Here is a 12,092-nt window from a genome sequence, read left to right as displayed (position 1 = left end):
AATAGTTACTTCAAGTGGGTACCAAGTTGCTGTAAATACGCGATTAGAGCTTGCATCTCTGTTGCGCCTTCGCCGTTATTCATAGCGTTAACTTTTTCAACATCAGCTTTAAGTTCTTCGTCGCTGCCATAACCTAGGCCCGGGTGTTTTGGGTTTTCTGGGTTGATAGCAAAAGTATCACGGAAAATTTGTAGTTTTTTCAGAGTAAGGCTGGTATCAACCGTATTCTCTGCTAACCAAGGAAAACCTGGCATATTCGACTCAGGAACTACTGCACGCGGATCTACTAAGTGCGCATAGTGCCAATCGTCAGAGTAGCGCTTACCAACACGGGCTAAATCAGGACCAGTACGTTTAGAACCCCATAAAAATGGGTGATCCCATACCGACTCACCCGCTACAGAGTAATGACCGTAACGCTCAACTTCATCACGGAAAGGGCGGACCATTTGTGAATGACAGTTAGAACAGCCTTCACGCACGTAAAGGTCGCGGCCTTCCATTTCTAAAGCATTAAGAGGGCGTAAGCCTTCTACTGGTTTAGTTGTGTCGTCTTGGAACATTAGCGGAGTAATCTCAACTAATGCACCAAAGCTGATAGCGAAAACAGTCAGAATAGCCATAAGGCCAACGTTCTTTTCTACTATCTCATGTTTATTTTGTGAATTTTTATTGCTCATCATCTCACTCCGTTATGCTAATTGTGCTTGCGCGTCTAACTTCAGCGATTCTTTCTCAGCTGAAATTGTACGGAAAACGTTATAAGCCATAACTAACATGCCTGCTACGATGAATACACCGCCTACAAAACGCATGATGTAGAAAGGATGCGACGCTTCTAAAGACTGCACAAAGCTGTACATTAATGTACCGTCGGCATTTACTGCACGCCACATTAGACCTTGCATTACACCAGAGATCCACATTGCAACAATGTATAAAACAACGCCAACAGTGTGTAACCAAAAATGGGTGTTAACCAATTTAACGCTGTACATACGACCTTGTGCAAATAACGCAGGGATAAGGTGGTAAATAGCACCAATTGAGATCATAGCAACCCAACCTAGTGCACCTGAGTGTACGTGGCCGATTGTCCAATCTGTGTAGTGAGATAACGCATTTACAGATTTAATTGCCATCATAGGGCCTTCGAACGTAGACATACCGTAGAAAGACAATGAAACAACTAAGAAGCGTAGTACTGGATCAGTACGCAGTTTATGCCATGCGCCTGATAGGGTCATAATACCGTTAATCATACCACCCCAAGACGGTACGAATAGGATAATAGACATAACCATACCTAAACTTTGCGTCCAATCAGGAAGCGCAGTGTAGTGAAGGTGGTGAGGACCTGCCCAGATGTATAATGAAATTAATGCCCAAAAGTGAACTACCGATAAACGGTATGAGTAAACTGGGCGACCTGCTTGTTTTGGTACAAAGTAATACATCATACCTAAGAAACCAGCAGTTAATAGGAAACCTACAGCGTTATGACCGTACCACCACTGAACCATAGCATCTACCGCACCTGCGTAGATTGAGTATGATTTAGTTAACGACACAGGCACTGCCATGCTGTTTACAATGTGTAGTACTGCAACAGTAATAATAAAGCCAGCATAGAACCAGTTAGCAACATAAATGTGCGACACTTTACGCTTGATTAAAGTACCAAAGAATACAATAGCGTAAACAATCCAAACCACAGCGATTAAAATATCGATTGGCCATTCAAGTTCTGCGTATTCTTTTGAGCTAGTAATACCAAGTGGTAATGTAATTACTGCTAATACAATAACTAGCTGCCAGCCCCAAAATGAAAAGGCGGCGAGTTTGTCTGAGAAAAGACGCGTTTGACAAGTACGTTGTACGACGTAATAAGACGTCGCAAACAGTGCACTAGTACCAAATGCGAAAATTACTGCGTTCGTGTGTAACGGACGTAGTCGAGAGTAAGTTAACCATGGTGTATCAAAGTTAAGTGCTGGCCAAGCTAATTGGGCAGCAATCAGAACCCCAATACTCATGCCAACGATGCCCCAAATCACTGTCATAATAGCGAATTGGCGTACAACCTTATAGTTATACTCAGTTTGTGATGCTACTGTTTGGCTCATTTTCTGGCTTCCGCTGCAATAAATGCGTTTAGAAATGAATTACCCACCTTTAAAAGTGGGGCCTACTATTTTCCCCAAGCGTGTTATCTAAAACTTTCAATACATGAAAACTTCAGAAAAAAAACTTGAGAAACCCTTATTTTTTTGCGGGTGAAATGATAAATTTTTTGGCCTAAAAAAGATAGGTCAATTACATAAAATTATGACATCAATCAAACTTTGTGAGCTTGTTGTTTATTTTTTGATACAGTTTGTGCCTAATTTGGCCTAATAGTAACACTCGCACTTGTTATTTACAGTCACGATTATTAGTATTTGCTTTTCTTTAGTGCGAAATTGTTATGTTTATATATAGATTAAGTTTATTTACGGCGGTGTTTTTTTTATTAACAGCGTGTGATTTCTCTAAAAATACAGATGAAAAATTTCTTAAAAGCACTACATGTGTAGCTAATTTACCTTGCACTTTTTCAAATGGTGTTAAAGTATGGTTAAGCGAGAAAACCCTTTCCCCCGAAACCCCATTTACTATTTTTAGTGATTTACCAACAAACATTACAATTGAAGATGCCAAGCTAAAAGGTATTACTATGTACATGGGTTACATTCCTCAGCAGTTTAAAAAACATAATGATTTGTGGCAAAGTAATACTATGGTAGGTATTTGTTCTGAGCAAAATATGCTTTGGAATTTAGAACTAACCGTTAAAGATAATGCCACCTCTGTAATACAAACACACAATTACTCTTTTTACGTAACGTATTAAAGTTGCGACTACAAACTCTTGTATACAGCTTACATTTTTGATGTGAGTTCGTTTTCTTATACATACGATTATTTGAGTGACAAGATCAATAAAATTGCCTTTTTAGGTTTTGAAAAAGATAAAACTTCTAGAGTGAATGAGTGCCCTCAAAAAGTTCAACTTTAATTACAACTGAATAAAAAATCTAATCAAAAAATCTTCCCAAATGGCTAAATAAGACTGTTTAAGCACCAAGCATGCATAAATATGGTTATTAATTAACATTTAGTTTTACGGTTTTAATAATGTGCTGTGATTAAGTTGTTAATTTATCTATTTTTGGTACGCAGCTCAGTTAATTACATTTGATTACAAAGTGAATCACTTTGGTTTCAGGTGTGTTTCGAATGTTTCGGTTTTTTGTTAGGTTACTGTTTTTAAATTGTATTTATTAATTAATACTGAAACATAATGTAACCTATGTACCTAAAGTAGTTATTCCATTTTATTGCATGATATAAATTGAGCTGCCATTAAGTTTTCGTTCAGTTAAGGACGCCTAAGTTGCCCACCTGACTCACTATTCTAATAAAAAGTGAGCATTACCAATAAAGGTAAATTTCCAACAAGTAGGGTTCTTTCATGAAAAAATCAACTCTTGGTTTAGCTGTAATTGCAGCGATCCCAATGTTCTCAAGTGTGCAAGTTTTAGCGGCAGACGAAGCTGCAAAATCAATCGAAAAAATTCAAGTGACGGGTTCTCGTATTAATCGCACTGATATGGAGACGTCAAGCCCTATTACCGTCATTGGCGATGATTTTATTACCAAAAGTGGTTATACATCAGTTGCTGATGTACTTTCAAATCAACCTTCAGTTGCAGGTACAAGCTTAGGTGGTACTAGTAATAACGGTTCAGGTGGTTCTGCAACAGTAAACTTACGTGGCATGAGCTCTCAACGTACCTTGGTTCTATTGAATGGCCGCAGAATGGTGTCATCTGGTACTGGCGCTGATTCTTCTGTCGATTTAAATACTATTCCAGTTGCAATGATTAAGTCTATTGAAATATTAAAAGATGGTGCGTCTGCAGTTTATGGTTCTGATGCCATAGCTGGTGTTGTAAATATAATCACTAAGAAAGATTTTGAAGGCACGGAACTTAATATTGACGGAAGTAGAACAACAAAGAATGACGGGAATAATTACGGTTTTAGTATACTCCACGGTATGCAGGTAGCGGATGGTAATTTTGTCGTTGGCGCTCAGTACTCTGGTCGCGGAGAAATAATTCAATCTGATCGACGCTTTGTGGATGCAGGGCAATCATCTTGGATACCACAAGGTACATTAGGCGGTAAAACCTCCGTTGGTAATGGTGATTTTAAAGATAGAACGACTTCTTATGATTTCACTACATCTAGCTATGCACAAACACCCAATGATTTGTATAGTATTTTTACAAGCTATGATACTGAACTGGATTCAGATACAACTTTAAATATCGATTTAATGTATACGCGTCGTGAATCATCACAACAATTAGCACCGCAACCGATAACTATCGATTTAAAAACCGATAGACTAAATGCTAAATATACTAATTCATTTTCTAAAAATGGTACGCTAGCTGATACATTAGAATATAAAAGAAGGATGGCTGATGTTGGTCCTCGTCTCTATGAACAAGAAACTGACACCTACAGAGCCTCAGTGTCTTTACAGGGACTTTTAGATAATGATGCTAGCTGGGATATAAGTGCTACTTATGGGCGAAACGACTCAAAGGATAGCGTAAAAAATTCAATTAACGCTGTAAGAGTAGAAGAAAGTATTTATGCTAATCAGGATATTTGGTTTAGTGGCGAGCCTCTAGAACGCGACTTCTTAACAGCTAATAATTCAATATTTATGGAGAATAATGAAGGGGGCAATGAGCAGTTCGTTCTTTCTGCTGGATACAGCAATGTAACAGAAAGTGATATTGGTTATGCTATAGGTATTGAAAACCGTTTTGAAAGTGGTTTTTATACCCCTGATTTAATTACTCAATTAGGCGAAAGTTCTTCAGCACAGCAGGATTCTACAGATGGCGACTATTCTGTACAGTCGGTCTATTTTGAGACATCAATGCCAGTCTTGGAGTCTGTATCATTAGAAGGTGCGGCTCGTTACGATAATTATTCTACCTTTGGTGGTGAAATTACCTGGAAACTAGGTGCCACTTGGAATGTAACTGATGAATTTATGGTGCGCTCTGTATTAGCTACTGGCTTTAGAGCACCAAATGTTGCTGAATTATTTGGCGGAAATTCAGGTTCTTATGATTACTTATCCGATCCATGGGAAAATGCTACAGATGCTCAAATACTTGTAAACCGTGCAAGTGATGATGACCTACAAGCTGAAGAAAGCCGTTCATTCACTTTTGGTATGGTTTGGGAAGTTACTGATGGCTTATCAAGTACTTTAGATTACTGGAAGTTTGATATTACTAATGCAATTACTCGCTTGGATGTTCAGAATGAATTGAATTCTTGTTTTGCAGGCGATACAGATTCATGTTCATCAATTAAAGTGACTCAAGCTGGTGATTTATCTGACTTAACCTCTGTACTAACTAATGTTGGCTCTAAAAAAACATCTGGGGTTGATTGGAATATTAGTTACACTGGTGATAGATACAAGATCAATCTTGATACAACTTATCTAATTAAGTTTGAAGAAGATGACATTAATTATACAGGTACTATCGATGGCAACTTTGGTGGCTATTCTAAAATAAAGTCTAACCTTTCAGTTAATTACGATCTTACTGATTCATTAAACATCCTCTATAACGCACGATTCATTCGTGGAATGGATGGTGAATACTACGGCGAAAATTTTAGTACTGACAACATTATTTACCACGATGTTTCAATGAGCTATAACTTGAATGATGCATTGAGATTTACTGGTGGTATGAACAACATCTTCGATAAAGAGCCTGAGAAAGTATTAGGTGGTAACGATATGGGTACAGTTCCTGAGGTTTACGATGTAATTGGTTCACGTATTTTTGCAAGTGTAAACTACAAGTTTTAACTAGCACATTAATCGTATTAAGGCTCAGTATTAACTGGGCCTTTTTTATTGAACAAAATAAAGGAGACAAGTACACTAAAACGATATTTTAGAAGGAGAACTGATTGTTAAAACAAGATGAAAACTTATCTTTTGTCATTGAACCAGAGCTAACTCCTCGTTCTGAACAGCGCATAGATCTGTATTTTTCTATTCCCAATGAAATGGGGATTAATCCGCAAACACTTACCGAAGAATCTTACTTTAATAACCACTTTAAATCACATTTAGCGTATAACGCTAACAATATACACTTGCCTTTAGTGCGAAGCCGTTTTGTTAGTAAAAACAAAGGTGAGCAACAAGATTACCGGCAAAATCTTAATTTATTTTGTTACCAAGTACGTTTAGCCCTTGATGCCGATATAAAAGACGCGTTAAAAATTGATGAGGCAGAAGATTTTTATAAACGTGCTAACGAGGTATATGAGCAAAGCGAAGGGCTTTTAAAAAAGCTGCGTCGCTACACACCAGATGACGAAAAACTACTGCCATTTTTTACCAATGCTGATAACTATTTAAGTTGGCATGTTGAGCAATCTTTTTTAAAGCTTTTAGATGAAGGCCCACGTAGTAGCGATTATGCAAAAGAGCGTAACGATTTACTGCAGTTTTGTAAAAGCGAAAATACGTATCGAGCAGAAAAAAGCTACAACTCTGAAACAACCATGCAAGACGCAAATCGAATAACAAATAAAATGCGCTTGTTACAACGCTTAATTGAGCACGGCGTAATATTACAGCGTCAAACGCGGTTTCTTAACAGCTACCTTAAGCGATTAGTTAAAGGCACTGTTACAGCCGTTATCATGGCATTTGTGATGGTTGTAATACTCAATGCTCGCTCAACGTTTACGGAAGTCACCGCGACGCTTATTTTAATTTTAGGGGTTATTTACGGGCTACGTGAAATATTTAAAGAAGATATTACACGTATGATTTGGCGAGCCATTGTACAAGGGCGACCTAAGTGGCGATTTAGTTTTAAAAATAGTATTACCAAAGACAAAGTAGCGAGTCAGCTAATTTGGCTTGAATACATGCGCTTTAAGAAAATACCTAAAGAAGTGAAATCTATTTTTTCAAAACGTCGTCAACAAAATAAACAAGCTGCGCAGTGGTTACACTTTGCAAGTGAGACACGTGTTAGTGCGAAAGAATTTTTGCCCGGCTACGATACACTACAGCACACACTACAATTTAATCTTGCACCATTTGCACGTTATTTAAAACGTGGTGAAGGGAAGCTATATCATTTAGACAGTAATAAAATTTCTAAGCAGGCTGTAGAAAGGCGTTATCAATTAAACATGGTACTTGTTCTAACTGAGGAAGATAAAACACTTTATCAACGCTATAAAATAACGTTAAATCGCAGTAAAATCGTTAATATTGAGCTTATCTACTCCAAAAAATGAGTTTAATTAATTTTAAAAGGGGCTGATACAATCAGCCCCTAATATTTGGTCACTTTATTTATTAGCTAAGCCATGTTTGCTATATAAAGTTACTTTGTCTGATACTAGAGTGATCTCGATATTTTTTGCTTCATCGCCCCATATACAGTTAGTATGCAGTGTTTTTTCAACACAGTTATCAGCACTGCCTAAAATAGTTTCAACTTCAGTCTTATCCATGCCTACTTTAATTTTTTCATAATTTTCAAGACTTACCTTAGAACAAGCCGCAAGGCTTAATGTAGCTGCGATGATAAGGAGTTTTTTCATTGTTATATCCTACTTAATATTAATGTTTGAATTTTCTGATCTGGACAATCATGCCCATTCGTGGATGGTCAAAGTAATGTACTTCACCACTAATTACACGTCTAAACTGAGAGAAACGGGCAGACTCTATATCGCCGTTTTCTAGCTTTTGGCTAATATCAAAATTAGCTGTAATGTATAAATAATGTCGTAAATGTATTTTAAATAAACCGTCTAGTTCCCACTCTGCTTTTGGTTGTTCTGGGTCGTTAAATAGCGCCGGTTGTGAATTCAATAAACTTACAAAATCAGGGTTTGAATAGCTAGGTGTTACATTGGGTTCATTTTTAAGATGCTTACCCGCTATTAAATGCATGCTTGGGGCGCGTGACTTGCTTGCGCCTTCAAAGCGCCAGCCAGTATGTAGAATAGGTGTTAAGCCTTTGCGGTCTAGTTGCCTATATTGCGCTTTAAATTGCAGCTGTTGCGGCGCTAATAAATAAATTTGCTGCATATCATCTTTAGCGGGTGCTAAAGGCGTTACAGGTAGCTCATCGTAGCTTTGTAGGTAGTCAATACTGTTGTCACATACACCCGATTGCGGGTTTGAATTAACTAATGAATCAGTAAAAGTGCGTTTTTGAAAACGCTCATCGCCATCTATGCAGGCCTGCATTGCTTGTTCAGTGTAAAGAGGGGTCAGTAAGTCTAGCGTATTTTTATCTTCAATAGCTTTGTGCTTAAGTGTAAAATCTTCTTGCAAATACGGAGCAGGGCGCTGCTTAAATACAAGCACCTCAACCTCAAACCAGCGTTCTGCAAATGCAGTGCTGCTAAATAAGCAGCATAAAACAATAAGCGATTTTTTTAGCAACATTAATGGCTAACCTTTTTTTCGAAATCTGCAATCATTGCAGTGACCATTTTTAAGCGTTCGCGGGCATTTGCCTCACTAATTGCAAAGCGCAGTTTATTTGCGCCATCCATTTTGTACACCTTAGGTGCACTTTGTATCAAGCCAATGATGAAGCTAGGGTTAACCTTGGTATCTTGGCTAAACTCAAAGTAACCACCTTTTGGGTTTGCCTCAATTTTAGTTATACCTAAACTACTAGCTTTCATTTTTAATAATTGTAGGCTAAATAGGTTTTTAGCGGCATCAGGCAGTAAACCAAAGCGGTCTATAAGTTCTACCTGTAGTTCATCCATATCATCAAGGTTAGCACAACTAGCAACTCGCTTGTACATACCTAGGCGTGCATTAACATCGTGTATGTAATCATCAGGTAATAGTGCAGCCAGTTTTAAATCTACTTCGGTTTGTTTTTTAAGTAGATTTTCAAGCGTTGGCTCTTTTCCTTCACGTAGCGCATTTACGGCTTGCTCAAGCATTTCCATATACAAACTAAAGCCGATGGTTTGCATTTGGCCTGATTGATCATCGCCAAGTAGCTCACCCGCACCACGAATTTCTAAGTCGTGTGTAGCGAGGGCAAAACCTGCACCTAAGTCCTCTAATGATTCAATTGCTTGTAAGCGTTTACTCGCATCTTTAGAAAGGGCTTTAGGGTCACCTGTTAGTAAATAGGCATACGCTTGATGGTGGCTTCGACCAACTCGTCCACGTAATTGGTGTAACTGGGCAAGGCCGAGTTTGTCTGCTCTGTCCATGATAATGGTATTAGCCGTAGGCACATCAATACCGGTTTCGATAATCGTGGTACATACCAGCACGTTGTATTTTTGATGGTAAAAGTCAGTCATTATTTGCTCAAGCTCTTGCTCGCGCATTTGGCCATGGGCTGTAGTCACACTGGCTTCAGGTACCCATTCACTAATTTCTTGTGCAACACGCTCAATAGTTTCTACGTTGTTATGTAAAAAGTAAACTTGGCCACCGCGTTTAATTTCTCGCAGTACTGCTTCGCGTATTAGTTCTACATCGCGTTGGCGTACAAAGGTTTTTACCGCTAAACGTTTAGCCGGTGGCGTTGCGATTATCGATAAATCGCGCATGCCGCTCATGGCCATGTTGAGTGTACGAGGTATTGGCGTTGCAGTCAGTGTGAGTATGTCTACATCGGCGCGCAGTGCTTTAATTTTCTCTTTTTGACGAACACCAAAGCGATGTTCTTCATCAACAATTAACAAGCCTAAATCGTTAAATTTAATGTCTTGCTGAATAAGTTTATGCGTGCCAATAACTATATCGAGCTTACCGTTGGCCATTTTTTCAAGTGTGTCTTTTTGCTCTTTAGTGGAGTTAAAGCGCGAAAGCACACCTACTTCAATAGGAAAATCAGCAAAACGGTCTTTAAAGTTTTCATAGTGTTGTTGAGCCAGCAAGGTCGTAGGCACTAAAATTGCCACTTGTTTATCATCGTTAACCGCTACAAAAGCAGCGCGCATGGCCACTTCTGTTTTACCAAAGCCTACGTCACCACACACTAAACGATCCATCGCTTGTTTTGATTGCATATCACCTAATACGGCTTCTATGGCGTTGCGCTGATCGTCTGTTTCTTCAAAAGGAAAGCTATCGCTAAATTGACGATATGCAGGGGCGTCTAGAGTAAATTTATTACCAGGTTTTGCTTGGCGCTGAGCATAAATGTCGAGTAATTCAGCGGCGACATCGCGAACTTTTTCAGCCGCACGTTTTTTTGCTTTTTCCCACGCATCTGAGCCAAGCTTATGCAGCGGGGCGCTGGCTTCTTCACCACCAGAGTAACGACTAAGCATATGCAGTGCAGATACTGGCACGTACAATTTAGCTTCACTTGCGTAAGTAATCGTAACAAACTCAGTAACTACACCTGCAGCATCAATTGTTTGCAAACCTTGGTAACGGCCAACACCATGATCAAGATGCACAACAGGTTGACCTTCTTTAAGCTCGGCTAAATTACGAATTAGCGCATCTTGGCTGGCTTCGTACTTGTGCTTGCGGCGTCTGCGCTGAGATACTTTTATGCCAAGTAGTTCTTGCTCGGTAATAATAGAAAGGCTTGGTTTAGTGCCAAGTACTACACTTTGCTCGAGCGGGCTTACTACTAAGCCTACATCACTTGCACTTTTTATAAATTGTTCGAGTGTTTCAAATTCTTTAAATTTTAAACCGCTTGGTTTTAAAATGCTCAGCAATGATTCGCGACGACCGTCCGATTCAACACTGAGTAATATGCGGCCTTTTTTCTTTTTTTGCTCTGCTACATAATTTATAAACGCGCCATAAGGTTCATGCTGTTTATGATCAATACGAATGGCTGGCAGCTCGCTAACGCTTAAGTTTTTATTACCCGCTTTAGTGCCAAGCTTTGCAAGGGATAATCTAATACGTGCAAAATTGCCTAAATTAGAAAACAGCTCTTCAATTGGCTGATAAAGCGCATTAGGTTCAAGTAATGGACGAAGTGGGTCAACTCTGCGGTTTTCATAGCGTACATTTACATCGTGCCAAAAGTTATCTGCCGCATGCTCTAAATCACCCAGCTGCATAACGGTTGTTGTATCTGGCAGGTAGTCAAAAATAGTCGCGAGCTTTTCAAAAAATAATGGCATGTAGTATTCAATACCTGCAGGCCAGTTACCTTTGCTTACTTGCATGTATACAGAGTCTTGCTGTGAGCTTGCACCAAATTTTTCGCGATAGCTTATTCTAAAACGTTCAATATCAGCGTCGTTAGTAGGAAATTCATGCGCTGGAAGTAGCTCAATTTTATCTACTTTTTCATCAGAGCGCTGTGTTTCTACATCAAATAAGCGAATTGTGTCGAGTTCGTCATCAAAAAAATCGAGTCTAAATGGATGCGGGCTACCCATTGGGTATAAGTCAACGATAGAGCCGCGTATAGCGTATTCGCCGTGCTCCATTACTTGTTGAACATTTAAATAACCAGCTTGCTCTAAATTGTCACGAAAGTTATGTGTGTCTAGCTTGTCGCCCACTTTAAAGTTTATTGTTGAACCGTAAATAAACGAGGCTGGGGCTGTGCGCAACATTAGAGTAGATACAGGCACAATTAACACACTTTGTTGTTCTTTTTTTAAGGTATTTAAAGTGGCTAAACGGGCTGAAATAATATCTTGATGGGGAGAAAAGTGATCGTATGGCAGAGTTTCCCAATCAGGAAATACCATGACTGGGTTATCGGGTAATAAATATTCTAATTCTGTTTCAAGGCGCAGTGCACTTGGTGTATCAGGCGTAACAATTAAGACTAAGTTATCTTGTTGTTTAACGCCTTCAGCAATAGCAATACTTAAACCACTTCCGCTTAGCTGGCCCCATTGAATTTTATCTTTATGAGATTTTACCCAAGGCAAGGCTGCCCATTGCTCAAACGCCATTTATTACTCCATTTATAGTTGGCTCTTAGCAAGTAAGA

The 12,092-nt window shown here is 38.9% G+C and carries 8 protein-coding genes; 3 read left to right on the top strand and 5 right to left on the bottom strand.

Annotated features, from left to right (window positions below):
* Positions 1-5 precede the first annotated feature (5 nt).
* Together ccoO and ccoN are read right to left on the bottom strand one after the other, a co-directional pair.
* Entirely contained in the window at positions 6-680 is a 675-nt protein-coding gene (ccoO, locus tag ABX891_RS11230) for a cytochrome-c oxidase, cbb3-type subunit II (RefSeq protein WP_165743090.1), read from the bottom strand.
* Positions 681-692: 12 nt separating this feature from the next.
* On the bottom strand, positions 693-2,126 hold the full coding sequence (gene ccoN / locus ABX891_RS11225; RefSeq protein ID WP_165743040.1) for a cytochrome-c oxidase, cbb3-type subunit I: 1,434 nt from the start codon (positions 2,124-2,126) through the stop codon (positions 693-695).
* Positions 2,127-2,467: 341 nt separating this feature from the next.
* On the opposite strand from ccoN, the gene ABX891_RS11220 reads away from it, so the two are divergent.
* From ABX891_RS11220 to ABX891_RS11210, 3 genes are all read left to right on the top strand, one after another.
* Positions 2,468-2,893, top strand: a complete 426-nt coding sequence (locus ABX891_RS11220) for a hypothetical protein (RefSeq protein WP_290192730.1) — start codon at positions 2,468-2,470, stop codon at positions 2,891-2,893.
* A gap of 621 nt (positions 2,894-3,514) precedes the next feature.
* The gene (locus ABX891_RS11215) at positions 3,515-5,959 is read left to right on the top strand and encodes a TonB-dependent receptor plug domain-containing protein (RefSeq protein ID WP_309166520.1); all 2,445 of its coding nucleotides are present in this window, start codon (positions 3,515-3,517) and stop codon (positions 5,957-5,959) included.
* A 104-nt stretch (positions 5,960-6,063) separates the two neighbouring features.
* A complete protein-coding gene (locus tag ABX891_RS11210) occupies positions 6,064-7,416 on the top strand; it encodes a hypothetical protein (RefSeq protein ID WP_024597376.1) in 1,353 nt (450 codons plus the stop codon).
* A gap of 54 nt (positions 7,417-7,470) precedes the next feature.
* On the opposite strand, the gene ABX891_RS11205 is transcribed toward ABX891_RS11210, so the two are convergent.
* From ABX891_RS11205 to mfd, 3 genes are read right to left on the bottom strand one after another with little or no spacing between them, the layout of a single operon-like run.
* Positions 7,471-7,725 carry a hypothetical protein gene (locus tag ABX891_RS11205; RefSeq protein WP_002961511.1) on the bottom strand — a complete coding sequence of 85 codons (255 nt, stop codon included), beginning with the start codon at positions 7,723-7,725 and terminating at the stop codon, positions 7,471-7,473.
* Between the two features lie 19 nt (positions 7,726-7,744).
* Positions 7,745-8,581 carry a peptidoglycan binding protein CsiV gene (locus ABX891_RS11200; protein WP_354629514.1) on the bottom strand — a complete coding sequence of 279 codons (837 nt, stop codon included), beginning with the start codon at positions 8,579-8,581 and terminating at the stop codon, positions 7,745-7,747.
* Positions 8,581-12,054: a transcription-repair coupling factor gene (gene mfd / locus ABX891_RS11195; RefSeq protein WP_354629513.1), complete on the bottom strand. Its 3,474-nt coding sequence runs from the start codon at positions 12,052-12,054 to the stop codon at positions 8,581-8,583. The genes ABX891_RS11200 and mfd overlap by 1 nt, the downstream gene beginning before the upstream one ends.
* Positions 12,055-12,092 lie beyond the last annotated feature (38 nt).

This window comes from Pseudoalteromonas sp. NCIMB 1079 (assembly GCF_040567695.1).
GTDB lineage: Bacteria > Pseudomonadota > Gammaproteobacteria > Enterobacterales > Alteromonadaceae > Pseudoalteromonas > Pseudoalteromonas distincta.
The sequence above is the reverse complement of the archived record's forward strand: the minus strand, read 5'-3'. Positions and strand labels throughout refer to the sequence as shown.

What these genes read in the sequence shown, in the direction of transcription:
- ccoO (WP_165743090.1), bottom strand. Translation starts at nt 680, where the DNA reads ATGAGCAATAAAAATTCACAAAATAAACATGAGATAGTAGAAAAGAAC.
- ccoN (WP_165743040.1), bottom strand. Translation starts at nt 2,126, where the DNA reads ATGAGCCAAACAGTAGCATCACAAACTGAGTATAACTATAAGGTTGTA.
- ABX891_RS11220 (WP_290192730.1), top strand. Translation starts at nt 2,468, where the DNA reads ATGTTTATATATAGATTAAGTTTATTTACGGCGGTGTTTTTTTTATTA.
- ABX891_RS11215 (WP_309166520.1), top strand. Translation starts at nt 3,515, where the DNA reads ATGAAAAAATCAACTCTTGGTTTAGCTGTAATTGCAGCGATCCCAATG.
- ABX891_RS11205 (WP_002961511.1), bottom strand. Translation starts at nt 7,725, where the DNA reads ATGAAAAAACTCCTTATCATCGCAGCTACATTAAGCCTTGCGGCTTGT.
- ABX891_RS11200 (WP_354629514.1), bottom strand. Translation starts at nt 8,581, where the DNA reads ATGTTGCTAAAAAAATCGCTTATTGTTTTATGCTGCTTATTTAGCAGC.
- mfd (WP_354629513.1), bottom strand. Translation starts at nt 12,054, where the DNA reads ATGGCGTTTGAGCAATGGGCAGCCTTGCCTTGGGTAAAATCTCATAAA.